Origin of the sequence: Pseudorhodobacter wandonensis (assembly GCF_001202035.1) — a bacterium.
In the GTDB taxonomy this organism is placed as follows: domain Bacteria; phylum Pseudomonadota; class Alphaproteobacteria; order Rhodobacterales; family Rhodobacteraceae; genus Pseudorhodobacter; species Pseudorhodobacter wandonensis.
In genome coordinates this window covers 25,976-49,134 of record NZ_LGHT01000026.1, presented here as the reverse complement: position 1 = coordinate 49,134, position 23,159 = coordinate 25,976, and the positions used below count along the sequence as shown (strand labels likewise).

Here is a 23,159-nt window from a genome sequence, read left to right as displayed (position 1 = left end):
GGTGGGACACGAAGGGGCAAGCAGATGCGGTATTCTGGGCTTAAGGTCATAACCCAAGGGCTTTTCGGTAATAAGGGCTGGGGCCCGGTTTGGCGCGACCCTGCCCCCAAGGGCGAATATGACGCGATCATTATCGGCGGCGGCGGGCATGGGCTTTCAACCGCGTATTATCTGGCCAAGAACCACGGGCTGACCAATATTGCGGTTTTGGAAAAGGGTTATATCGGGTCGGGGAATGTGGGGCGCAACACGACGATTGTGCGGGCGAACTATTTTTTGCCGGGCAATTCCGAGTTTTACAGTCATTCGCTAAAGCTGTGGGAGGGGCTGGAGGCCGAGCTGAACTATAACGTGATGCACAGCCAGCGCGGGTTGATTAACCTGTTCCATAGCGACGGGCAGCGCGATGCCTTTGTGCGGCGCGGCAATGCGATGATTAACCAAGGCGATGATGCGATTTTGCTGGACCGCGAAGGGGTGCGGCAGCATCTGCCGTATCTGGATTTCGAGCAGACGCGTTTTCCGATTTACGGCGGGTTGCTGCATCCGCGGGGTGGCACGGCGCGGCATGATGCGGTGGCCTGGGGCTATGCGCGTGGTGCCGACCAGCGCGGGGTGGATTTGATTCAAAACTGCGAGGTGACGGGGATTGATATAGAGGGCGGCCGCGTTGTTGGCGTGCAGACCACGCGCGGCAGCATCCGCGCCCGCAAGGTTGGCATGGTGGTGGCGGGGCGCTCGGGGCAGGTGGCGGCTATGGCGGGGATGCGCCTGCCGATTGAAAGCCATGTGTTGCAAGCCTTTGTGACCGAGGGGTTGAAGCCGTGCATTGACCATGTTGTCAGCTTTGGCATGGGGCATTTTTATATCAGCCAGTCGGATAAGGGCGGGTTGGTCTTTGGCGGCGATATTGATTTTTACGCCTCATACGCCAGCCGTGGGAACCTGCCGATGGTCGAGCATGTGATGGAGGCGGGGATGACCCTGATGCCGATGATCGGGCGGGCCAAGGTATTGCGATCTTGGGGCGGGATTATGGATATGACGCCGGATGGCAGCCCCATCATCGATAAGACGCCGGTTGACGGGCTGTTTATCGATGCGGGTTGGAACTATGGGGGCTTTAAAGCGGTGCCTGCAAGCGGCTGGTGCATGGCACATTTGATGGCGACGGGTGAGAGCCATGCCGTTGCCCGCCGTTTCCGTTTGGACCGTTTCAAGACCGGGCACCTTTTGGATGAAGAAGGCACCGGATCGCAGCACAATTTGCACTAAGGGAACATCATGCGTATTACCTGCCCGCTTTGTGGCCCGCGCGACCGGAGAGAGTTTTATTATTATGGGTCAGAGGATTATCTGACGCAGCCGGCACTTGGGGATTTCGATGCGATCGACGCACATTTGCATTTGCGCGACAATTTGGCGGGTGAGGTGCGGGACCTTTGGTACCATGAAATGGGCTGCGCTGCGTGGTTGCTGGTGACGCGAAACACGGTCACGCACAAGATTTCTGACGTGGTGCAGGTGGCCGGTGGTGGCGTAGGTATTTTGGCCAAGATGAAGCCTGAAGAGGGTGCGCTATGAGGATCGAGGGCAAAGGGCGTGTTGACCGTTTGGCGCCGGTCCGCTTTCGGTTTGACGGGGTCGAGTATCGCGGGTTTGAAGGCGACACGCTGGCCTCGGCTTTGTTGGCGAATGGGGTGCGGCTGGTTGGGCGCAGTTTCAAATATCACCGCCCGCGCGGGGTGATGACGGCGGGATCGGAGGAACCGAACGCGCTGGTAGAGGTGATCGACGGTCGCCAGCAGACGCCGAATGTGCGGGCCACGGTGCAAGAGATTTATGAGGGGTTGGAGGCCAAGAGCCAGAACCGCTGGCCGAGCCTGAAGTATGATGTGTTGGCCGTGAACGACCTTGCGTCGCGGTTTTTGACGGCGGGGTTTTACTACAAGACGTTCATGTGGCCGCGCAAGTTTTGGGAGCGGATTTATGAGCCGCTGATCCGGCGCGCGGCGGGGCTGGGCAGTTTGTCTGGGCGCCATGACGAGGCGGAGTATGAAAAGGCTTTTGCCTTTTGTGACCTGCTGGTTATTGGCGCGGGGCCTGCGGGCCTTATGGCGGCTTTGCAGGCGGCGCGGGCGGGGGCCGATGTGATTTTGGCCGATGAGGCAGCGCAGATGGGCGGGCGGTTGCTGGCGGATAGTGCCGAGATTGACGGCAAGCCTGCACAGGACTGGGTGGCAGAGGTTTTGGCCGAGTTGGAGGCGGCGCCGAATGTGCGGCTGATGCGGCGGACCACTGTGACAGGGGCCTATGACGGCGGGACCTTTGGTGCGTTGGAGCGGGTGGGGCTGCATCTGGCGGCGCGGCCGGATTTGCCGCGCGAATGCTTTTGGCGGATTGTGGCGGGGCAGGCGGTTTTGGCGGCAGGCGCGCAGGAGCGCATGATCGCATTTGAGGGGAATGACCGGCCCGGGATTATGACGGCATCGAGCCTGCGGACCTATTTGAACCAATATGGCGTGGCGGCGGGCAAGCGGGTCACGATTTTTGCCAATAACGATGACGCCCGCCAAACCGCGCGCGACCTGATGGCGGCTGGCGTGACAGTTGTGGCGATTATTGACGCGCGGCCTGATGCCTCGGTCGCAGAGGATTGCCCGGTTTACACGGGGGCCGAGGTGATCGGCACCACAGGGCGGCATGGGCTGACGGGTATTACCTTTCGCTATCATGGTGGCGAGGTTCAGCTTGCGACGGATTGTCTTGGGGTTTCAGGGGGTTGGAACCCGTTGGTGCATTTGACCTGCCACATGAACGGGCGGCCGCAATGGGATGGGGCCTTGGCGGCGTTTGTGCCGCAGGCGGGGGCTGTGCCGGGGTTGCATGTGGCGGGGGCGGCGGCAGGGGTGTTTTCCTTGGGCCATTGCCTTGCCCATGGGGCCGAGGTGGCCGCCGCCGCGCTGGCGGTCTTGGGGCATAAAGTGGCACCGATCGCCGTGCCGCAGGCCGATGAGGCAGGCTATGACATCATGCCTGTTTGGGAGGTGAAGGGCAGCCGCCGTGCCTGGCTGGATTTTGCCAATGATGTGACGACCAAGGATGTGCGGCAGGCGGCGCAGGAAGGCTTTGCCAGTGTCGAGCATATGAAGCGCTATACCACGCAGGGCATGGCGCCGGATCAGGGCAAAAATTCGAACATCGGGGCCTTGGCCGTATTGGCCGATGCCACGGGACGGGGGATTGCGCAGACGGGGGTGACGACCTATCGCCCGCCGTTCAGTCCGGTTTCTATTGCTGCAATCGGGGCTGGCGGGCGGGCGGAGGGGTTTGCGCCGCAACGGTTCATGACCTCGCATTCGGCCAGCGTGGAACGCGGCGCGCCGATGATCGAGGCAGGGCTGTGGTACCGGCCCAGCTATTTCCCGCGCCCGGGTGAGGTGACATGGCGGCAGGCCTGTGACCGCGAAGTGGCAATGGTGCGCAGCGCGGTTGGCGTTTGTGATGTGTCTACTTTGGGTAAAATTGATATTCAGGGCCGTGATGCCGCGCGGTTTTTGGATTTGGTCTATACGAATGTATTTTCAACATTGCCTATCGGGCGCGTGCGCTATGGGTTGATGTTGCGGGCTGACGGGCATGTGCTGGATGATGGCACCACGGCGCGGCTGGCCGAGAACCACTATGTGATGACCACGACCACGGCGGCGGCGGGCCTTGTGATGCGGCATCTGGAGTTTGTGGCGCAGGCCTATTGCGCGGGCTGGGAGGTGCGGTTCATTTCCGTGACCGAACAATGGGCGCAATTTGCCGTGGCAGGGCCAATGGCCAAGACGTTGATAGATACGCTGACGCAGGCGGATTTACCGTTTATGGGCTGTGCTTTGGTGCAGCTTGGCGATGTGACCGCGCGGCTGTTCCGGATCTCGTTTTCGGGCGAGCAGGGGTATGAAATTGCCGTGCCCGCGCGCTATGGCGAGGCGCTGTTTCGCGACCTGTTGGCACGGGCCGAGACGCTGGGTGGTGGGCCCTATGGCATGGAGGCGCTGAACGTTTTGCGGATTGAGAAAGGGTTTATCACCCATTCCGAGATTCACGGGCGGATAACGGCGTTTGATATTGGCATGGCCAAGATGATTTCGGCCAAGAAAGACTGCATCGGCAAAGGGGCAGCGTTGCGGCCGGGGCTGCTGGAGGGGCGCGAACAATTGGTGGGCTTGCGGCCGGTGAATGACGCAATGATTTCGGCGGGGGCGCATTTGTTTGCGCCGGGCGCCGAGGTGAAGCGCGAGAACGATCAGGGTTACGTGACAAGTGTGTGCTACTCGCCCACGCTGGGGGGCTATCTGGGGTTGGCGTTTTTGCAAGACGGGCGGGCGCGGCACGGCGAAATGGTGCGGCTGGTCGATCACTTGCGCGGGATTGACCTGCTGTGTGAGGTAAGCGACCCTGTGTTTTATGACAAAGAGGGGGGGCTTTTGCGTGGTTAACCTTATCGCGAAAAGCCCGCTTTGGGGGCAGGCGCCTTTGGTTTCGGCAGGGGTAACGCTGGCCGAGGTGGATTTGGGGCAGGTGACATCGATCGCGCCGTTTGACATGGCGGTGCCCGGCTTTCCGGCGCCGAATACAGTGGTGGCCGATGGGGCCGCGCGTCTGGTCTGGACAGGGCGGGGGCAGGCATTTCTGATCGGCGGTCCGGTTGGTGATTGGGCAGAGGTTGCGGCTGTAACCGACCAAAGCGATGGCTGGGCCGGATTGTCGCTGTTGGGCGCGGGTGCGGTCGATGTGCTGGCGCGGCTGGTGCCGGTTGATCTGCGCAGATTGGCGGTTGGGGACTGCGCGCGTACCCAGTTGGGCCATATGGCGGTGATAGTGATTGCCGTGGCAGGCGGGTTTGAGCTGCTGGTGTTCCGCTCGATGGCGCAGACGGCCTGGCACGAACTGGCAACGGTGATTAAAATGCGGGGGGCGCGACTGGCATGTTGACCAATGCGGATATTGCCGAACTGATCGCCTTGCGCCACGACCTGCACCGCCACCCCGAGCTATCGGGGCAAGAGGTGGAAACGGCGGCGCGGGTTGTGCATGCGCTTGGGCGTGCGCCGGATAAGGTGGTTACGGGCCTTGGCGGCCACGGCGTCGCGGCGGTGTTTGACAGCGGTGTGGCAGGCCCCTCGGTGCTGTTTCGCTGCGAATTGGACGCGCTGCCGATACATGAGCTTTCAGACGCGCCGCATCGGTCGGCGATTGATGGCAAGGGCCATCTTTGTGGCCATGATGGGCATATGACGGTGCTTTTGGGGCTTGGGCGGGTTTTGGCGCGCAAACGGCCCGCAACAGGCCGCGTGATCTTGATGTTCCAGCCGGCCGAGGAAGACGGGTCAGGCGCTGCGGCAGTGATTGCAGACCCGCGCTATGAAGCCTTGCGCCCTGATTGGGCTTTCTCGCTGCACAATTGGCCGGGTTGCAAACTGGGTGAATGCTGGCTGGCCGAAGGGGCGGTGAATTGTGCCTCGGTCGGTCTGAAAATCATCCTTGAAGGCAAGACCAGCCATGCTGCACAGCCGGAACGCGGCGTGTCGCCGGGGCTGGCGCTGGCGCAGCTTATCCCCGGTTTGGCTGCCTTGGGGCCGGGCGGCGCATTGGGCCCCGATTACCGGCTGGCCACCGTAACACATGCGGTGATGGGCGAGCCGAGCTTTGGTGTCTCGCCCGCGCGGGCCGAGATCTGGGTAACCTTGCGCACCCTGCTGGACGCACCAATGGCCGCATTGCGGGCAGAGGCCGAGGCATTGGCACAATCGCAGGCGCAGGCGCATGGGTTGCGTTTGTCCATCAGCTATCACGATGATTTCGCGGCCAGCGTCAACAACCCCGAGGCCACGCGCCGAATGGCCGATGCTTTGGATGCGCTGGGCATTGCGCATTCAGCGGGCCCCTTGCCCGAACGCGCCTCAGAGGATTTTGGCCGCTTTGGCGCGCAAACGGGCACCAAAGGCGCAATGGTGTTTCTGGGCGCAGGTTTGGCGCATCCTGCCTTGCATAACCCCGATTACGATTTCCCGGATGACCTTATTCCTATCGGCACCAGACTCTTTGCCTGGCTGGTGCGTGATATCTTGGGCTAACCAAAGGCTTGCGTCTTTCTGTTCGGCACAAATATCCTCGGGGGGATTGTTGCATTGCAGGGCAATGCAATCTGGCCGCAAGGCCAAGAGGGGGGGCAGACAGCCCCCCCCGCCGCCGTTTCGTGCATTCGCACCGCTTGCCTATCGCGCCCATCAGGCCGATATATAGAACATGAGTCTACCAGCCGGTTTCCTTGATGAATTGCGCAATCGCGTCTCCTTGTCCCAAGTGGTTGGGCGCAAGGTGGTTTGGGATATGCGCAAATCAAATCAGGGCAAAGGCGACATGTGGGCGCCTTGCCCGTTTCACCAGGAAAAATCCGCCAGCTTTCATGTCGATGATCGCAAAGGGTTTTATTATTGTTTTGGCTGCCACGCCAAAGGCGATGCGCTGGGCTTTATCATGGAATCCGAAAACCTCGGCTTCATGGAGGCGGTCGAGTTGTTGGCGCGCGAGGCAGGGATGCCAATGCCCGCCCGCGACCCGCAAGCCGCCCAAAAGGCCGATCGGCGCAGCCAACTGGCCGAGGTGATGGAAGAGGCGGTCAAGTTTTGCCGCCTTCAGTTGAAAACCAGCGCGGGCCAGGTCGCGCGCGACTATCTGGAACGGCGGGGGTTAAAGGCAGACGCGCAGGACCGCTGGGATATCGGTTGGTCGCCCGAGGGGCGGCAAGCGGTGTTTGCCGCGATGAAAGCCAAAGGGTTCGCGCCGGATCTTATCCTCGCCAGCGGTGTTTGTGCGGTGTCCGACCATAATGACGCGCCCTATGACCGGTTTCGCGCGCGCATCATCTTTCCTATCCGCGATGCACGGGGCCGCGCGATCAGCCTTGGCGGCCGGTCCCTCGACCCGAATGCGCGGGCGAAATATCTGAACGGGCCGGAAACCGAGCTGTTCGACAAAGGCCGCAACCTGTTCAACCTTGCCCCCGCACGTGAGGCGGCAGGCAAAGGCGCGCCTTTGATCGTGGCCGAGGGCTATATGGATGTGATCGCGCTGTCTGAGGCGGGGTTCAAGGCCACGGTGGCGCCTTTGGGAACTGCGGTGACCGAGGATCAGCTGCGCCTGATGTGGCGTGTTAGCCCTGAGCCGGTGATCGCGTTGGATGGCGATGCGGCGGGTTTGCGGGCGGCGCTGCGGGTAATTGACTTGGCGTTGCCGTTGCTAGAGGCGGGGCAGGGGTTGCGCTTTGCGGTGCTGCCTGCGGGCCTCGACCCAGATGATTTGCTAAAGGCGCAAGGCGCAGGCGCGATGCAAAAGGTGTTGGACGCCGCCCAGCCTATGGTCAACCTGCTGTGGCAGCGTGAAACCGAAGGGCGGGTATTTGACAGCCCGGAACGCAAGGCCGCGCTGGATAAAACCCTGCGCACGGCGTTGATGCGGATCAAGGATGCGTCAATCCGCGGCCATTATGGCGAGGAAATCAAACGTCTGCGGATGGAGCTGTTTGGCCAGTCGCGCGGCTTTGGGCCGAAAAAGGAATGGACGCCCCGCAAAGAGTGGGCGCCGGGGGGCAAAGGCGCGTGGAAGCCCAAGCTGCCGCCGATCGCCACGACCAAATCTTCGGCCCTAGTGCTGGGCAATAGCGACGAGCGGCTGCTGGAGCAGATCATCCTTGCGGCGATGCTGACCCACCCCGGCCTGATTGCCGAGTTTGAACCGGTGCTGGACCGGATGGAGTTTTCGGACCCCGACGAAGACCGGCTGCGCGTCGCCTTGCTGCATCTGGGCGCAGGCGACGAGGCGATGGAAAAACTGCGCAACAGTCACCGCGCGGTGGTTGAAAGCTTGCTTCACCAAAACCATGTCATCACAGCGCCACCCATTCTGAAAACCGAAGACCCCGAGTTTGCCAAGATCTGCGTCGGGGATATGTTGCGCAAACTGCGCTCGGTTCGTGGTGGGCGTCGTGAAGTGAATGAGGCGATTGAGGATTTGGACGGCCTGGTCGATGAAGGCCTGACATGGCGGCTGGCGCAGGCCAACGAGGCCCGTTTTCTGGCCGCCAAAGGGCCAGAAGCCGTGAAAGGCGAAGGGTTTGTTGCCGAAAACGGGGTGGAAATGGACCGCGAGGAACTGGAAGAAGCGCGCAGCCTGTGGGACCGAATCGATTTTGGCCGCAATGGTCGTTCCAAGACATAGGGGGTAAGCTGGGCGTTAGGGCCACCAAGATGACAAATCCGCAGCACAGGCCTTTTAACTTCCCCAAGAAAGCTGATAAACGAGCTAATCATGGGAAAATAAGGGCGAAAGCCTTTCTAATCCCCTGATTCGCGCTAATGATTCGTACATTCGACCGAGTGATTCGGTTTTGCACACCGACCATCCGGCCTAAGGAGCATCCATGGCAGCCAAAGATACCGACGACAGCAAGCAAAACGACTCCGAGACCGATGGCTCGTTGGATTTAAGCCAAGCTGCTATCAAAAAGATGATCGCGGATGCGCGCGAGCGTGGCTATATCACCTATGACCAGCTGAACGCGGTACTGCCGCCCGAGCAGGTTTCTTCGGACCAGATCGAAGACGTGATGTCCATGCTGTCCGAAATGGGCATTCAGGTCACCGAAGAAGACGAGATGGAAGACAGCTCTACCGGTGGTGAGCTGGTGGCAGCCAGTGGTGGCCCGCGCGAGATGGCGTTGGCAGGGGCCGCGGCCGAGACGTTGGACCGCACAGACGACCCTGTGCGGATGTACCTGCGCGAAATGGGCTCGGTTGAGCTGCTGTCGCGTGAAGGCGAGATCGCGATTGCCAAGCGCATCGAGGCCGGCCGCAACACGATGATTGCGGGCCTTTGTGAAAGCCCGCTGACCTTTCAGGCGATCACCATCTGGCGCGACGAACTTTTGTCCGAAGATATTTTGCTGCGCGATGTGATCGACCTTGAATCGACATTCGACCGTGGCATGGACGGCGAAGGCGAAGACGGTCTGGTAGGCGGTCTTGGCGAAGGCAGCGAAAGCGCACCCAAGCGCGAGGCCGATACCGGCCCCGAGCTGGACGCCGACGGCAACCCGTTGTCGCGCAGTGATGATGATGACGAGGATGATGAAGCCTCGAACATGTCACTGGCCGCGATGGAAGCCGCGCTGAAGCCGCGCGTGCTGGAAACGCTGGAAGTGATTGCGCATGACTATGCCGAGCTTGCTGAAATGCAAGAGCTGCGGATGTCGGCGACGATGAACAAGAAAGACCGTTTCAGCACCAATGAAGAAGACGCGTATCAAAAGCTGCGTTCGGAAATTGTCTTGTTGGTCAATGAATTGCACCTGCACAACAACCGTATCGAAGCGCTGATTGACCAGCTTTACGGCATCAACCGCCGGATTATGGCGATCAACTCGGGTATGGTAAAGCTGGCCGATCAGGCCCGCATCAACCGCCGTGAGTTTATCGAAGAATATCAGGGCTATGAGCTGGACCCGACCTGGGTGGACCGTATGGCCGCCAAAGACGGGCGCGGCTGGCAGGCCCTGATGGAGAAAAGCCGCGATAAGGTAGAAGAACTGCGCGAAGAGATGGCGCAGGTTGGCTCTTACGTCGGGGTTGATATTTCCGAATTCCGCCGCATTGTGAACCAGGTGCAAAAGGGCGAAAAAGAGGCGCGTCAGGCCAAGAAGGAAATGGTCGAAGCGAACCTTCGTCTGGTTATCTCGATTGCCAAAAAATACACCAACCGCGGCCTGCAATTTCTTGATCTTATTCAAGAAGGTAACATCGGCCTGATGAAGGCCGTGGATAAGTTCGAATACCGTCGCGGTTACAAGTTCAGCACCTATGCAACATGGTGGATCCGTCAGGCAATTACGCGCTCGATCGCCGATCAGGCCCGCACGATCCGTATTCCAGTGCATATGATCGAAACGATCAACAAGCTGGTTCGTACCGGTCGCCAGATGCTGCATGAAATCGGCCGCGAGCCGACGCCCGAGGAATTGGCAGAAAAGCTGCAAATGCCGTTGGAAAAAGTGCGCAAGGTGATGAAAATCGCCAAAGAGCCGATTTCCTTGGAAACCCCGATTGGCGACGAAGAAGACAGCCAGCTTGGCGATTTCATCGAAGACAAGAACGCCGTGTTGCCGCTGGACAGTGCGATTCAGGAGAACCTGAAAGAAACCACGACCCGCGTGCTGGCATCGCTGACACCGCGTGAGGAACGTGTTTTGCGGATGCGCTTTGGCATCGGTATGAACACCGACCACACGTTGGAAGAGGTGGGGCAGCAGTTCAGCGTTACCCGCGAACGTATCCGCCAGATCGAGGCGAAAGCGCTGCGGAAGTTGAAGCACCCAAGCCGCAGCCGGAAACTGCGGTCGTTCCTGGATCAATAAAAGAAAGCGCCCTTCGGGGCGCTTTTTTATGGGCTGAGTATTTGCTGCACACGTGGTGCCAGTTACGCCCCCGGCACCCGTTTGCGCCATTTGCGCACGGCGAACACCGTTAGGACCAGCACAATCGCCACCGGAATTCCGATCTCGACCCATTCCGGCAGGTCAAAACCTTTGAACAGGCGGGCGATGACATGGCCGGTTTGTCGGCCCACATGCACCAGAATGAACGACCATATGAATGCGGCAATACCTGTCAGGATGGTATAGCGCAGCGGCGTGATCGGGGTGGCGGTCGCAAGGGCCACGGGGCCTGCAGTGCGCACACCGGGCATAAAGCGGATGGCGAGCGCAAGCAGCATCGGGTAGGCGACGAACATGTTGAAAAACCGCCACTTACGCGCTGCCTCGACCCCGCGAATGGTGCGGGGATGGTGGCGATAACGGCGCGCAAGGTGATAGATCAGCAAGTCGGAAAACCAGCCTCCGGCCATGCCGGCGAAAATTACCGGCCAAAGCGGCAGGAGGCCGCGTTGTGCCAAGACCCCAGCGGTGACGACCGCCGCGTCGCCCTCGACTGCGGCTGTACCGAACACGGCCAGCAAGCCGAATTGAGAGATTAGGTCAGAGGGGGCGAACATTTAGGCCTTTACCTGTGTTATGCGTTTCAAATAGGGCCTTGGGCGAAAGCTGCAAGATGCAATTTGGTCGCGGACGCGAAAGAGTGCCGATGAATACCCGTTTTTCCATCACCACAAACGGCCCCGGCCTGTATGAGTTTACACCGCAGGTGGCTGCTTGGGTAAAGACCTATACGGGGGCGGAGGGCGTGTTGACGCTGTTCATCCGCCATACCTCGGCCAGCTTGCTGATACAGGAAAACGCCGACCCCGAAGTGCAGACAGATTTGCAGGCCTATTTTCACCGCTTGGTGCCGCCGACCACCGACCCGCTGATGCGGTATTTAACCCATACCTATGAAGGGCCGGATGATATGCCGGGGCATATCAAGGCGGCGCTGCTGCCTGTCAGCTTGCAGATTCCTGTCATTTCTGGGCGGATGACGCTTGGAACATGGCAAGGGATTTACCTTTTCGAACATCGCGACCAGCCGCACCGGCGTGAGGTGGTCGCGATGCTGCGTTAGGCCAGGTTCTTTTCAAAGAACGCGATTGTGCGGTCCCACGCCAGATTTGCCATCGCTTCGTCATAGCGCGGCGTGCTGTCATTGTGGAAGCCGTGGTTGGCGCCTTCATAGATATAGGCCTCATAGGTGGTGCCAGCGGCCTTGAGTGCGGCCTCATAGGCGGGCCAGCCTGCGTTGACGCGTTCATCCAGTTCGCCGTAGTGGATCAGCAGCGGCGCCTTGATTTTGGGCACATCGGCATCGGCAGGTTGGCGGCCATAGAACGGCACGGCGCCGCCCAGTTCGGGATAGGCCACAGCGGCGGCATTGGCGACACCGCCACCATAGCAAAAGCCGGTGATGCCGACCTTGCCTGTCGAAGCCTCATGCGCCATCAGCCATTCGACGGCGGCAAAAAAGTCGTTCATCAGCTTGGTGCCATCAACGGTTTGTTGCAGCTCGCGGCCTTTTTCATCATTGCCGGGATAACCGCCGACCGAGGTAAGGCCATCGGGGGCCAGCGCCATGAAACCGGCCTTGGCCAAGCGGCGGGCGACATCTTCGATATACGGGTTCAGCCCACGGTTTTCATGCACGACGACGACCGAGGGAAGGGGCCCGGCAGCGGCCGCTGGGCGAACCAGATAGCCCCGCACCTGACCATGGCCATTCGGCGAGGGGTACATCACATACTCGCCCGTAATTTCAGGATCATTAAAGGAAATCTGCTCGGCCAATGCGTAATCGGGGCTCATCATTCCCAGCACGACGGCGGCGGTAAGGCCGCCCACGGTAAAGCGGCCGGCGCGGTCCAAAAACTCGCGTTTGGTGATTTTCCCATGGGCGTAGAAATCATAGAGTTCCAACAGTTCGGGGGCGAAATCCTTGGCGGTCAAGCGTGTCATGGTTGCTCCTCTTTTTGCGATTTGTAAGGGTAAGAAGGTAGCATGAATTTGCGTGAGACAAGCTGACATGCCCGTGAACTGCGCCAAAAGTTGAGTCTAACGCGCCACACCTTGGCACCAAATGTGGGATAGGCCAATATCCGCTACCCAAGACCTGTGCGTCTGCCTATAGTCCTATGCATAAGCAGGGGGGTAAACCCCCGCATCTGAGGCAGGAAAAACAAGAAACGAGGGGGACAAGCCTATGCGCTGCCCATTTTGCGGGAATATCGACACCCAGGTCAAAGACAGCCGCCCGGCTGAGGACCATGTATCCATCCGGCGCAGGCGGTTTTGTCCGGCCTGTGGTGGGCGGTTTACCACCTATGAACGTGTGCAGTTGCGTGACCTTGTGGTGATTAAATCCAACGGAAAACGCGAAGATTTTGACCGCACCAAGCTGGAACGCTCGATGCGGATGGCGATGCAAAAGCGCCCCATCGACCCCGAGCGGATTGACCAGATGATTTCTGGCATTGTGCGGCGGCTGGAAAGTCTGGGCGAGACGGATATTTCATCAAAGGTGATCGGCGAGATCGTGATGGAAAGCCTCGCGCGGATCGACACGGTGGCATATGTACGTTTTGCCAGTGTTTACAAGAACTTCCAAGCGGCGGATGACTTTGATAAGTTCGTGTCCGAGCTGCGGCCGGGCGCAACATCCGAGGAATGACCGACCATCACGCCCATATGCGCCACGCGTTGCAGCTTGCAATGCGTGGTCTTGGCCGTGTTTGGCCCAACCCGGCGGTGGGTTGCGTTTTGGTGCGGGATGGCCGGATTGTCGGGCGCGGTTGGACGCAAACTGGCGGGCGCCCACATGCCGAGCGGATGGCGCTGGACCAAGCGGGCGCGCTTGCGCGCGGGGCCACGGCCTATGTGACGCTGGAACCTTGCGCCCATCACGGCAAAACCCCGCCCTGTGCCGAAGGGCTGATCGCGGCGGGTGTCGCCCATGTTTTCAGCGCTTTGACCGACCCCGATCCGCGTGTTGCGGGCAAGGGCCATGCCATGCTGCGGGCGGCGGGTATAACGGTGAATGAGGGGCTGTGCGCCGAGGAAGCGCGGGTTTTGAACCGCGGTTTTTTCAAGCGCGTGACGCAAGGCTTGCCTTTGGTGACGTTGAAGCTGGCGACAACCTTGGACGGCAAGATCGCCACTGGCAGAGGTGAAAGCCGTTGGATTACAGGGGCTTCGGCGCGCAGGGCCGTGCATTTGATGCGGATGACGCATGATGCGGTGATGGTGGGTTCTGGCACAGTTCTGGCCGATGACCCCGATTTGACGGTGCGCGACATGGGGCCAGTGCATCAGCCGGTGCGGGTGGTGGTGGACAGCGGGCTGCGCAGTTGCCCCAAAGGGCGGCTGGGGCAGACGGCGCGGGCGGTGCCGGTGTGGATGCTGCATGCTGCGGGGGCTGATGGCCATGATTGGGCGGCGACGGGGGCAGAGCTGCTGGCGGTGCCGATGCATCTGGGGCATCTGGACCTGCGCGCGGGGCTTGCGGCGTTGGCGGCCAAGGGCGTGACGCGGGTGTTTTGCGAAGGCGGCGCAGGGCTGGCGGGGGCGCTGATTGGCGCGGGGCTGGTGGATGATCTGGTGACCTTTACAGCGGGGGCAGTGATCGGGGCCGAAGGGCTGCCCGCTGTAGGGCCGATGCGGCTGGCCGCTTTGGCCGATGCGCCGCGCTTGCGGCTGGTATCGCAAAGGGCGGTGGGCGGCGATGTGCAGAGCATTTGGCGGTTTGACTGATGGATGATTTAAGGTAAATTCGACCTGCCTGCGCGAGTCCTTTTTCCCCCTTCTGTCGCGCAATTTGGGCCTGTTTCACCGAAGGGGGGTGAAAATGGGCCTGTAAAATGAACGAAATTTTAGTCAAAAACGCCGAAGTTTTGGTGACGATGGATAATGCGCGGCGCGAGCTGGCGGGCGCTGATGTTTTGCTGCGCGACGGGGTTATCGCTGCCGTGGGAGTTGGGTTGGCAACAGTTGGCCGGGTGATTGATGCGCGGGGCTGTGTGGTGACGCCGGGTTTGGTGAACACCCATCATCATTTGTACCAAACCCTGACGCGGGCGGTGCCGGGGGGGCAGGATGCGCTGCTGTTTGGCTGGCTGAAAACGCTTTATCCGATTTGGGCGCGGTTCGGGCCGGAAGAGATTTTTACCTCGGCGCAGGTGGGTTTGGCGGAACTGGCGCTGACGGGGTGCAGTATGACCTCGGACCATTTGTATATGTATCCCAATGGCGCGCGGCTGGATGATACGATTGCGGCGGCGGGTGAGGTTGGCTTGCGCTTTCACCCCACACGTGGCGCGATGAGCATTGGCGAGAGCGATGGCGGGCTGCCCCCTGACGCGCTGGTGGAACGTGAGGCCGCGATTTTGGAAGATTGCATTCGGGTGGTGGACCGGTTCCATGACAGGGCTGAGGGCGCGATGGTGCGGGTGGGCATTGCGCCATGTTCGCCGTTTTCGGTCAGCCGCGATCTGATGCGTGATGCGGCGTTGTTGGCGCGCGATAAAGGCGTGATGCTGCACACGCATTTGGCCGAGAATGATGAGGATATTGCCTATTCCCTGGAAAAATTAGGCTGCCGACCGGGGCAATATGCCGAGGATCTGGGCTGGGTGGGCGATGATGTCTGGCATGCGCATTGTGTGAAGCTGGACGGGCAAGAGATTGATTTGTTTGCACGAACTGGCACGGGCGTGGCGCATTGCCCCTGTTCCAATTGCAGGCTTGGGTCGGGGATTGCACCGGTGCGGGCGATGCGCGACGCTGGTGTAAAGGTGGGGCTGGGGGTTGATGGCTCGGCCAGCAATGATGCGGGTAATCTGGTGGCCGAGGCGCGGCAGGCGATGCTGTTGCAGCGGGTGACGCGGGGCGCCGATGCGATGAGCGCGCGTGAGGCGTTGGAGATAGCCACACTGGGCGGGGCGCGGGTGCTGGGGCGCAAGGATTGTGGTTCGATTGCGGTGGGCAAGCGCGCCGATATTGCGATTTGGGATGTGTCGGGGATTGAGGCGGCAGGGTCTTGGGACCCCGTGGCATTTTTGCTGGCGGGGCCGATGCGGGTGCGGGATTTGATTGTGGAAGGGCGCGAGGTGGTGCGGGGCGGCGCGATGGTGACGATTGATCTGGGCAGGGTGGTGGCACGGCAAAACCAGCTGGCACGGCGCTTGATGGAATAGGGCTTGCGATGGGGGCCGGCTTTGGGCAGGAAAGGGGAAAGCTGAACAAAGGATGCCGCCATGAGCCATGATTACAAAGCCCAGCAAGCCGAGACGTTTGAAACCTTTGTCGAGATTGGCAAGATTGAAAGCCTGCCCAAACGCGCCGTGGTGAACTTTTTGTTCTTGGCCGATGAGGTGGATGCACCCTTTGCAGCGGCCGAGAAGGCGTTGAAAGCGCTGGGATTTGTAACGCGGCAGGATGAGGACGGCGAGACGCTGGAAGCGCGGACGGGCGAGATGGAGATTTCGGCCGCCGCGATTTGGGCCGAAGAAAAGCGCGCGACCGAGGTGGCGTTGAAGTTCGGCTTTGAGCCGGATGGTTGGGAATTGGTGGAGTAACTGGGGCGGGGGCGCTGCCCCCCTGCGCCTGAAGGCGAGGTTGCATTGCCCTGCAATGCAACGATCCCCCGGGATATTTTTGCCGAAAAGAAAGCGGGTTAGCGTAGTTTGCCTGCGATGTAGACGGCTTTGACTGCGCGGTCATCGCCCATCATGATGGTGGGGAAAACCGATTGCCAGATGGTTTCGGCGCGGCGGGTGGCCTGTTCGATGGCGGCGGTAGAGGCGAGGTCGATGACGACCAGATCGGCCTCGAGCCCTTTGGCGATATTTCCGATTTTCTTTTCGGCATGCAGGGCGCGGGCCGAGCCCTGGGTGGCCAGCCACCAAAGTTGGGCGGGGTGCAGCGAGGTGCCGCGCAGTTGTGCCACCTCATAAGCCGCAGCCATTGTGCGCAGCATCGAGAAGGACGAGCCGCCGCCGGTATCGGTGGCGAGGCCGACGCGCAACCCGCGCGCGACCATCGATTCCATATCAAACAGGCCAGAGCCGATGAACGTGTTTGAGGTGGGGCAGTGGATCAGGCTGGCGCCGACCTCGGTCAGGCGGTCAACCTCGCGCGGTTCAAGGTGGATTGCGTGGCCGTAAAGGCCGCCCATGCCCAAAAGGCCGTGCTGTTCGTAAGTATCAAGGTAGTCGCAGGCGGTGGGGAACAGGGTTTTGACCCAAGCGATTTCGTCGGTTTGTTCAGACAAATGGGTTTGCATCAGGCAGGATTGGTTCTCGTGCCAGAGTGCGCCGAGGGCTGAGAGTTGGTCAGGCGTCGAGGTGGGCGAAAAGCGGGGGGTGATGACGTAGGACAGCCGATCAACCCCGTGCCATTTTTCCAGCAGGTTCTTGCTGTCATCATAGGCGGATTTTGCAGTGTCTTGCAGGCCATTGGGTGCATTGCGGTCCATACAGGTTTTGCCTGCATAGGCCCGTAGACCGCGGGTTTTGGCGGCGTCGAAAAACGCATCGACGCTGGCGGGGTGGATGGTGGCATAAGAGCAAACGGTGGTGGTGCCATTGGCCAGAGTAAGGTCGAAATACCGCGCGGCGACCTCGGCCGCATAGGCGGGGTCGGCAAAGCGCATTTCCTCGGGGAAGGTGTAGGTGTTGAGCCAGTCGATCAGCCGTTTGCCCCAGCTGGCGATAATAGCGGTTTGCGGGTAATGGACATGCGGGTCAATAAAACCCGGTGAAATCAAGCAGTTGCCGTGATCTGTAATGGCGGCTTGCGGGTAGGCCTTGCGCATTGCATCGGCTGTGCCGGTGTCGATGATCTCGCCCCCCAACAGCACGACGGCGCCTTGGCGTTCAACCCGCACGGATTCCGGCCCCAGAACAAAGGGGTCGCCGTGAAAGGAGAGGGTTTGGCCGAGGAGGATTTCCGTCATTTTACGCGCCTGTAACTGTGTTTTGCGTCATAGTAAGCCGTTTTGCGGGCGTAGTAAATTTGCCTGTCACCCCTGTTTCTTTGAAGCACTTTATCGTAGGGTCGCGGTAATCAGGCCTAAGGGGGATTTATGTCCGACGACATCGAAGAATTGGACGAAGATGTGCTGGATGCCCGCCGGGTCGAGGCCATTCAGGATGCGGTCGAGGCGCAGGATGCAACGCGGCTGGATGAGTTGCTGGACCCGCTGCACGCGGCGGATATTGCCGACCTTTTGGAGCAGATCAGCCCGAGCGACCGTCGCGATCTGATTGCGTTGTGGCCAGATGGGATTGACGGCGAGATTCTGTCGGAACTGGATGAAAACATCCGCGAAGAGGTGATCGACCAGCTGTCGCCGGATGTTCTGGCTGAGGCTGTGCGCGAGCTGGATACCGACGACGTTGTCGACATTCTGGAAGACCTTGAGGAAGAAGACCACGACCGCATTCTGGGCGCGCTTGAGGCGGCGGACAGGGTGGCGGTTGAACAGGCGCTTTCCTATCCCGATTATTCGGCCGGCCGTTTGATGCAGCGCGAGGTGGTTGTGGCGCCCGAGCATTGGAATGTTGGGCAAGCCATTGATTACATGCGATCAAATGAAGGATTGCCGGACCAGTTCTACCATGTGATTCTGGTTGACCCCGCGATGAAGCCCAAGGGCTATGTGACGCTGGGGCGGGTGCTTTCGTCGCGCCGCGAAGTGCCGTTGAAAGAGATTGAGGAAGACAGCTTTCGCACGATCGAGGCGACCGAGCCCGAGGCCGATGTGGCCTATATCTTTAACCAGTATCACCTGATTTCCTGCCCTGTGGTCGATGAAAACGACCGGTTGGTTGGCGTCATTACCATCGATGACGCGATGAACGTGCTGGACGAAGAGCATGAGGAAGACATGCTGCGTATGGCTGGTGTTGGCGATGAAGCCAGCCTGTCGGATACGATTTTCGAGGCCGCAAAGGGCCGGGCGGTTTGGCTGTTGGTGAACCTGTTTACTGCGATTTTGGCGTCAATGGTGATCTCGGAATTTACGGATTCGATTAACCAACTGGTGGCCTTGGCGGTGCTGATGCCGATTGTCGCCTCGATGGGCGGCAATGCGGGGACGCAGACGATGACGGTGGCGGTGCGCGCACTGGCCACGCGCGATTTGACGGCGCAGAACGCCTTTCGGGTTATTCGGCGTGAGGCGGCAGTGGGCGCGATTAACGGCTGTGTGTTCGGGTTGCTGATGGCGCTGATTGCGGGGTTTTGGTTCGGGTTGCCGATGCTGGCGCTGGTGATCGGGGTGGCGATGATTTTGACGCTGATCGCGGCGGCAGCGGGGGGCATTCTGATTCCGATGACCTTGCAGCGGTTAGGCATTGACCCGGCGCTTGCTTCGGGGCCGTTTGTGACAACGGTGACAGATGTCGTTGGTTTCTTTGCGTTCTTGGAGCTGGCATCGTGGATATTGCTGTAAAGAAAGCTGCACGGGCGCAGGCATTTGCGGCGCGCAAACGGGCGTTTGACGCGGGGCAGGGCCAAGCGGCCGAGATTTTGGCGGATTTTCTGGCCGATCAGCGCGGCCGCGTTTTGGCCGGTTATATGCCGATGCGGACCGAGATTGACCCGCTGCCCGCGATGGCCGCGCATCAGGGTGTGGTCTGTGTGCCGGTGATCATGGGGGCGGGGCAGGCGTTGCGGTTTCGCGAATGGTCGCCAGGATGTGCACTGGTGGCGGGCGAATTCGGCGCGATGATTCCGGCCGAAGGGGCCTGGGTCGAGCCGGAGGTGCTGATTGTGCCGCTGGTGGGGTTTGATGCCCGCGGCTATCGGCTGGGCTATGGCGGCGGGTTTTATGACCGGACGCTAGAGGGTTTGCGCGCGCGGGGGTCTGTTCTGGCCGTCGGATTTGCCTTTGCAGGGCAGGAAATGGCAGCCGTCCCGATAGAGCCGACAGATCAAAGGCTGGACGCGATGGTGACGGAAAACGGGGTGCGCCTGTTCTAAAGCGTTTCGACTTAAACCTGAATCACATAACGCTGCCTGAAATCAAAGATTTCAACGCGTTATGCGATGTGATCTGGGTCAAGTTAAAGTCGAAACGCTATAGGCCTTGCGCGGGCGCAGGGTTTTGAGCGCGTTCTGCACGGTTTGCGGCAGGGTCAGGTCTGCGTCTTTGGGGGCGGCATCCAATGCGGCGGCGACATCCTTGACCAAAATGCCGATGGTGTTTTCGGGGTCATGGCCATCGCGCGCGAATTCAATCGTGTCAAAGCCCGAAGCAAGCCAGTTTTGGCCCGACGAGGTTTGGATGAGGGCGAGAAGCCGTTTTTCATCAATGCCTTGGGCATCGGCCCAATCCAGCACCATGCGCGTCATGGCGGTATTGGTTGCCGCAAGCAGGTTGTTCAGCACCTTGGCGGCCATGCCGTCGCCAAAGCCGCCCATGCGGTGGAAATGCTGGCCCATTGCGGCAAACAGCGGCTGAAGCCGGTTCAGATCATCCTCGGCCCCGCCGAGCATAAACGACAGCCGCGCCTCTTGGGCGGCGATTGCGGCGCCGGACATCGGGGCATCAACCAAGGCGATTTGGGCTGGGATACGGGCGCGCAAGCCCCGCACATAGCGCGGGGACAGGGTGGAGGAGATAACGATGGTTTCCAGCAATGGCGCCTGCGCAAAGCCGGTGGCCCCAAACAAGACATCATCGGTTTGATCGGCATCCCGCACGACCGTGATCAGGGTTTTCAGCGGCTTGGCAAAGGTTGCGGCGTCATTGGTGACAGGCAGGCCCGGAAAATCGGCCGCAGGGCGGACATCAAACCCCTGCGCATCAAACCCCGCGCGGCGCAAAGCGGCAAGCATTGGCCCGCCCATACGCCCGCAACCTGCGACGCCAATCCCTTGCATCAATGTGCGATCTTTTCTTCGCGTACGAACATGTTGCCCCAAGCGCGGTCAATCAGGGCCGGAGTCATCTGATAGGGGATGTTTTCAAAATCACAAATTGCGATGATCTGTTCGATCAGGAATTTGGGCATGTAATTGGCATAGACGTTCTGGATGGTCGGGAATTTCACCTTCATCAGATGCACCAAGGCGCGTTCATCCAGTGGCATTTTTTTCGCCCGCGCAACCATAGCGAAAATTTTAAGGAAGTTTTCCTGGTTTGGCCCGTCGATCTTGATTTTAAAGAAGATACGCCGCAGGGCCGCGCCGTCAAAGATTTCATTCGGGTGGAAGTTGGTCGAGAAAATGACCAGCGTATCAAAAGGTACGGTGAACTTTTCGCCCGATTGCAGCGACAGAATATCGCGCGCCTCTTCCAATGGCACGATCCAGCGGTTGACCAGCTTTTGCGGCGGTTCGGCTTGGCGGCCAAGGTCGTCAACGATGAAGATGCCGCCGGTGGATTTCAGCTGCAACGGTGCCTGATAGGTGCGGGCAGTCGGATTATAGGTCAAATCCAGCATATCGAGCGACAGCTCGCCCCCTGTGATAACGGTTGGGCGCTCGCAACAGACATAGCGATTGTCAAAGCGGTTCGAGGTGCGGCGCAGCGATGTAGGGTCGTCGACAGCCTCTTCTGCTGCCGAATGGACGATCGGGTCATAGACGGTGATGACCTGACCTGCATATTCCAGCGCGCGGGGGACGTAGATCTTATCACCCATCGCATCACGAATACCGTTTGAGATAGAGGACTTACCGTTGCCCGGCGGGCCATACATCAGGATCGACCGGCCCGAGGTGATTGCCGGCCCAAGGTTGTCGAGCAGGTCTGGCGGCAAAATCAGATTTCCCATCGCCCCCAAAAGCTGGTCACGCGACAGGCGGATATTGCGCACGGATTGGCGTTCGACCTGAATGCGGTAATCATCCAAAGGGATTGGAATCGCACCGTAATATTCCGACTGTGACAGCGCATCCAGCGCGCGTGCCTTGCCGGCATCGGTCAGCTGATACCCCATTTCGCGGCCAGAGGTGGCGTGCATGGTGCCCGTTGCCTCAAGCAGGCGTTGGGTGCGGGCGATGTCGATCAGTTCCTGCGTCAGGGGGACAGGCAGGCAAATCGCGCGGGCGAGCGCCGAAACCAGATCAAGGTTGGTGCGAAACATGGTTTTGAGCAAGATGTCCCGCATCATCACCATGGAAATACCCACATCGGCCAGAGTTCTGCAAGCAGGGGGGGCAAGTACATTTGGCAATTGAGGCTGTGGGTTCATCTGACGCACCTGTGGTTTGGGAATATGTCTACTATTGGCCTAAGGGCGTTTCAAAAGCGTGAAGCCGCATTAGCCGAGTGAAACGGCCAGCAACGGGTAAAACAGCAACGTACCTGCAAGGGCGAGGCCCATCGGAAAGTCTTTGTGCGTCCAGCTTTCCCAATCGGCAGATGCGGCACGGTAGGGGGGCACGAATTTCAGTACCCGATGGCTGGCAAACGCGCCCAGAAGGCAGGCCGCAAACAGGGCAAGGACCAAACGCATATCGGCCGTGGCAAAAAACGGGGCCATGGCGGCGGCAAATTTGGCATCACCCGCGCCCGTAAGCCCCGCCGTCGTCGTAATAAAGCCGATCAGCAGCAAAATGGCGGCCAGCGCCCAACCCCAGCCGTATAGTTTCAGCGGGAATACGAACAGCCCGACCAGCAAATAGACCAGCAACAGCGCCAGCACGGCTTTGTTCGGGATCTTCATGAATTTCATGTCCGACCATGCGACCCAGATCGCGATGGGCAGGGTGAAGGGTAAGAACCACAAGAGCGCATGTTCTGCCATCAGTTTGTCACCTTGGCATCAAGTGCGGCCAATGACCGTTCGGCGGCCTCAAAATACTGCGGATGCGTGTTGATCGCCTCTTGCAGCAGGCCTTTGCCGATCTGCACGTCGCCTTGTTTGATCGCGGTCAGCGCCATGGTGTGCAGCAGTTGCGCCCGTTCGATCTGGGTCATCTTGATAACCGGCAGGTCGTAGTTGCGCTGTGCGCCGCGGGCCAGAACGATGTTGTTCTTGGCGGTAAACAATTGCGGGTCATAGGTCAGCGCGTCATAGAACAGCTTTTCCGCGCCGGGATAATCGCCGCGCGACAGTTTGGAATAGCCCCAGTTGTTATAAACCCCGGCGGGTGACGTGGTCAGACCTGCTGCGATTTCATAAAAGCTGTCGGCCTTTTTCCAGTTCTTTTTGCTGTCGGCCACCATGGCCTCGAGCTTGTAACGTTCAAATGTTTCGTGGGTTGGGGGAACCTTGTTCAGTTCCGCCTCGGCGCGCGCCCATTCGTTGGAACGGATCAGGGCATCGGCATAGGCCACGCGGTCATCATTTGTGCTTTCGGGGTGGGCGACGACATCGGCCCAAACGCTGGCTGCCTCTTGCGCTTTTTGGGCGCGGATAAGCGACAAGGCAAGCCCGCGTTTCACATCGATGCGGTCGGGATTTTCGGCCGAGGTTTTGCGGAAATAATTGACCGCCTCATTCGGGTCGCCAACCGTCAACATGATGTCGTTCAAATTGGATTCGTCGATCACATTCACCGACTTCAAAGCCTGGTTTACTTCCTGATCTGACGATTTTTGGCAGCCCATAAGGGCAACTGCGCCGAGGCACAGGACAAGTAAGACTGGGCGGCGCATTTTGCGTCCTTTTTTTAC

Annotated in this window: 21 protein-coding genes; 14 read left to right on the top strand and 7 right to left on the bottom strand. The window is 59.9% G+C overall.

What is annotated here, in order from left to right; all coding sequences use genetic code 11:
• Window positions 1-24 precede the first annotated feature (24 nt).
• The 7 genes from AKU79_RS06725 (at window position 25) to rpoD (ending at window position 10,462) form a co-directional block, all read left to right on the top strand.
• Window positions 25-1,275, top strand: a complete 1,251-nt coding sequence (locus AKU79_RS06725) for a sarcosine oxidase subunit beta family protein (protein ID WP_050522826.1) — start codon at window positions 25-27, stop codon at window positions 1,273-1,275.
• A gap of 9 nt (window positions 1,276-1,284) precedes the next feature.
• The gene (locus AKU79_RS06720; protein WP_050522825.1) at window positions 1,285-1,584 is read left to right on the top strand and encodes a sarcosine oxidase subunit delta; all 300 of its coding nucleotides are present in this window, start codon (window positions 1,285-1,287) and stop codon (window positions 1,582-1,584) included.
• The gene (locus AKU79_RS06715; RefSeq protein ID WP_050522824.1) at window positions 1,581-4,490 is read left to right on the top strand and encodes a sarcosine oxidase subunit alpha family protein; all 2,910 of its coding nucleotides are present in this window, start codon (window positions 1,581-1,583) and stop codon (window positions 4,488-4,490) included. The genes AKU79_RS06720 and AKU79_RS06715 overlap by 4 nt, the downstream gene beginning before the upstream one ends.
• Window positions 4,483-4,986: a sarcosine oxidase subunit gamma gene (locus AKU79_RS06710; RefSeq protein ID WP_050522823.1), complete on the top strand. Its 504-nt coding sequence runs from the start codon at window positions 4,483-4,485 to the stop codon at window positions 4,984-4,986. The genes AKU79_RS06715 and AKU79_RS06710 overlap by 8 nt, the downstream gene beginning before the upstream one ends.
• Window positions 4,980-6,128: an amidohydrolase gene (locus tag AKU79_RS06705; protein WP_050522822.1), complete on the top strand. Its 1,149-nt coding sequence runs from the start codon at window positions 4,980-4,982 to the stop codon at window positions 6,126-6,128. Before AKU79_RS06710 ends, AKU79_RS06705 begins: the two co-directional genes overlap by 7 nt.
• Before the next feature lie 172 nt (window positions 6,129-6,300).
• Window positions 6,301-8,271, top strand: a complete 1,971-nt coding sequence (gene dnaG / locus AKU79_RS06700; RefSeq protein ID WP_050522821.1) for a DNA primase — start codon at window positions 6,301-6,303, stop codon at window positions 8,269-8,271.
• Between the two features lie 202 nt (window positions 8,272-8,473).
• Entirely contained in the window at window positions 8,474-10,462 is a 1,989-nt protein-coding gene (gene rpoD, locus AKU79_RS06695; RefSeq protein ID WP_050522820.1) for an RNA polymerase sigma factor RpoD, read from the top strand.
• A gap of 62 nt (window positions 10,463-10,524) precedes the next feature.
• On the opposite strand, the gene AKU79_RS06690 is transcribed toward rpoD, so the two are convergent.
• Complete coding sequence (locus AKU79_RS06690) at window positions 10,525-11,100, bottom strand: DedA family protein (protein ID WP_050522819.1); 576 nt, start codon at window positions 11,098-11,100, stop codon at window positions 10,525-10,527.
• 89 nt (window positions 11,101-11,189) lie between these two features.
• On the opposite strand from AKU79_RS06690, the gene AKU79_RS06685 reads away from it, so the two are divergent.
• Window positions 11,190-11,606: a secondary thiamine-phosphate synthase enzyme YjbQ gene (locus AKU79_RS06685; protein ID WP_050522818.1), complete on the top strand. Its 417-nt coding sequence runs from the start codon at window positions 11,190-11,192 to the stop codon at window positions 11,604-11,606.
• Here the strand turns inward: AKU79_RS06685 and yghX are convergent.
• Entirely contained in the window at window positions 11,603-12,490 is an 888-nt protein-coding gene (yghX, locus tag AKU79_RS06680; protein ID WP_050522817.1) for a YghX family hydrolase, read from the bottom strand. The genes AKU79_RS06685 and yghX overlap by 4 nt on opposite strands.
• A gap of 244 nt (window positions 12,491-12,734) precedes the next feature.
• Between yghX and nrdR the strand changes: the two genes are divergently transcribed.
• The 4 genes from nrdR to AKU79_RS06660 all read left to right on the top strand — a co-directional run bounded on the left by nrdR (window position 12,735) and on the right by AKU79_RS06660 (window position 16,104).
• Complete coding sequence (nrdR, locus tag AKU79_RS06675) at window positions 12,735-13,202, top strand: transcriptional regulator NrdR (protein WP_050522816.1); 468 nt, start codon at window positions 12,735-12,737, stop codon at window positions 13,200-13,202.
• Window positions 13,199-14,281 carry a bifunctional diaminohydroxyphosphoribosylaminopyrimidine deaminase/5-amino-6-(5-phosphoribosylamino)uracil reductase RibD gene (gene ribD, locus AKU79_RS06670; RefSeq protein WP_050522815.1) on the top strand — a complete coding sequence of 361 codons (1,083 nt, stop codon included), beginning with the start codon at window positions 13,199-13,201 and terminating at the stop codon, window positions 14,279-14,281. Before nrdR ends, ribD begins: the two co-directional genes overlap by 4 nt.
• A 107-nt stretch (window positions 14,282-14,388) precedes the next feature.
• Entirely contained in the window at window positions 14,389-15,723 is a 1,335-nt protein-coding gene (locus AKU79_RS06665; RefSeq protein ID WP_050522814.1) for an 8-oxoguanine deaminase, read from the top strand.
• Between the two features lie 60 nt (window positions 15,724-15,783).
• Entirely contained in the window at window positions 15,784-16,104 is a 321-nt protein-coding gene (locus tag AKU79_RS06660; protein ID WP_050522813.1) for a ribonuclease E inhibitor RraB, read from the top strand.
• Window positions 16,105-16,202: 98 nt separating this feature from the next.
• On the opposite strand, the gene guaD is transcribed toward AKU79_RS06660, so the two are convergent.
• Entirely contained in the window at window positions 16,203-17,483 is a 1,281-nt protein-coding gene (gene guaD / locus AKU79_RS06655; protein WP_050522812.1) for a guanine deaminase, read from the bottom strand.
• A gap of 129 nt (window positions 17,484-17,612) precedes the next feature.
• Here guaD and mgtE point away from each other — a divergent pair, with 129 nt between their 5' ends.
• Both mgtE and AKU79_RS06645 read left to right on the top strand, forming a co-directional pair.
• Entirely contained in the window at window positions 17,613-18,983 is a 1,371-nt protein-coding gene (gene mgtE, locus AKU79_RS06650) for a magnesium transporter (protein ID WP_050522811.1), read from the top strand.
• Window positions 18,965-19,513: a 5-formyltetrahydrofolate cyclo-ligase gene (locus tag AKU79_RS06645; RefSeq protein WP_050522810.1), complete on the top strand. Its 549-nt coding sequence runs from the start codon at window positions 18,965-18,967 to the stop codon at window positions 19,511-19,513. The genes mgtE and AKU79_RS06645 overlap by 19 nt, the downstream gene beginning before the upstream one ends.
• 78 nt (window positions 19,514-19,591) lie before the next feature.
• Here AKU79_RS06645 and AKU79_RS06640 read toward each other — a convergent pair whose 3' ends face one another.
• From AKU79_RS06640 to AKU79_RS06625, 4 genes are all read right to left on the bottom strand, one after another.
• A complete protein-coding gene (locus tag AKU79_RS06640; protein ID WP_050522809.1) occupies window positions 19,592-20,416 on the bottom strand; it encodes an NAD(P)-dependent oxidoreductase in 825 nt (274 codons plus the stop codon).
• Complete coding sequence (locus AKU79_RS06635) at window positions 20,416-21,732, bottom strand: ATPase (protein ID WP_050522808.1); 1,317 nt, start codon at window positions 21,730-21,732, stop codon at window positions 20,416-20,418. Before AKU79_RS06635 ends, AKU79_RS06640 begins: the two co-directional genes overlap by 1 nt.
• Window positions 21,733-21,801: 69 nt before the next feature.
• A complete protein-coding gene (locus AKU79_RS06630; RefSeq protein WP_050522807.1) occupies window positions 21,802-22,287 on the bottom strand; it encodes a prepilin peptidase in 486 nt (161 codons plus the stop codon).
• Window positions 22,287-23,141, bottom strand: coding sequence for a tetratricopeptide repeat protein (locus AKU79_RS06625; RefSeq protein ID WP_050522806.1), 855 nt, complete (start codon window positions 23,139-23,141; stop codon window positions 22,287-22,289). Before AKU79_RS06625 ends, AKU79_RS06630 begins: the two co-directional genes overlap by 1 nt.
• Between the last annotated feature and the right edge of the window lie 18 nt (window positions 23,142-23,159).

Bases quoted from the DNA above. Each gene is read 5' to 3' on its own strand.
- AKU79_RS06725 (WP_050522826.1), top strand. From the start codon at position 25: ATGCGGTATTCTGGGCTTAAGGTCATAACCCAAGGGCTTTTCGGTAAT.
- AKU79_RS06720 (WP_050522825.1), top strand. From the start codon at position 1,285: ATGCGTATTACCTGCCCGCTTTGTGGCCCGCGCGACCGGAGAGAGTTT.
- AKU79_RS06715 (WP_050522824.1), top strand. From the start codon at position 1,581: ATGAGGATCGAGGGCAAAGGGCGTGTTGACCGTTTGGCGCCGGTCCGC.
- AKU79_RS06705 (WP_050522822.1), top strand. From the start codon at position 4,980: ATGTTGACCAATGCGGATATTGCCGAACTGATCGCCTTGCGCCACGAC.
- dnaG (WP_050522821.1), top strand. From the start codon at position 6,301: ATGAGTCTACCAGCCGGTTTCCTTGATGAATTGCGCAATCGCGTCTCC.
- rpoD (WP_050522820.1), top strand. From the start codon at position 8,474: ATGGCAGCCAAAGATACCGACGACAGCAAGCAAAACGACTCCGAGACC.
- AKU79_RS06690 (WP_050522819.1), bottom strand. From the start codon at position 11,100: ATGTTCGCCCCCTCTGACCTAATCTCTCAATTCGGCTTGCTGGCCGTG.
- AKU79_RS06685 (WP_050522818.1), top strand. From the start codon at position 11,190: ATGAATACCCGTTTTTCCATCACCACAAACGGCCCCGGCCTGTATGAG.
- yghX (WP_050522817.1), bottom strand. From the start codon at position 12,490: ATGACACGCTTGACCGCCAAGGATTTCGCCCCCGAACTGTTGGAACTC.
- nrdR (WP_050522816.1), top strand. From the start codon at position 12,735: ATGCGCTGCCCATTTTGCGGGAATATCGACACCCAGGTCAAAGACAGC.
- ribD (WP_050522815.1), top strand. From the start codon at position 13,199: ATGACCGACCATCACGCCCATATGCGCCACGCGTTGCAGCTTGCAATG.
- AKU79_RS06665 (WP_050522814.1), top strand. From the start codon at position 14,389: ATGAACGAAATTTTAGTCAAAAACGCCGAAGTTTTGGTGACGATGGAT.
- AKU79_RS06660 (WP_050522813.1), top strand. From the start codon at position 15,784: ATGAGCCATGATTACAAAGCCCAGCAAGCCGAGACGTTTGAAACCTTT.
- guaD (WP_050522812.1), bottom strand. From the start codon at position 17,483: ATGACGGAAATCCTCCTCGGCCAAACCCTCTCCTTTCACGGCGACCCC.
- mgtE (WP_050522811.1), top strand. From the start codon at position 17,613: ATGTCCGACGACATCGAAGAATTGGACGAAGATGTGCTGGATGCCCGC.
- AKU79_RS06640 (WP_050522809.1), bottom strand. From the start codon at position 20,416: ATGCAAGGGATTGGCGTCGCAGGTTGCGGGCGTATGGGCGGGCCAATG.
- AKU79_RS06635 (WP_050522808.1), bottom strand. From the start codon at position 21,732: ATGAACCCACAGCCTCAATTGCCAAATGTACTTGCCCCCCCTGCTTGC.
- AKU79_RS06630 (WP_050522807.1), bottom strand. From the start codon at position 22,287: ATGGCAGAACATGCGCTCTTGTGGTTCTTACCCTTCACCCTGCCCATC.
- AKU79_RS06625 (WP_050522806.1), bottom strand. From the start codon at position 23,141: ATGCGCCGCCCAGTCTTACTTGTCCTGTGCCTCGGCGCAGTTGCCCTT.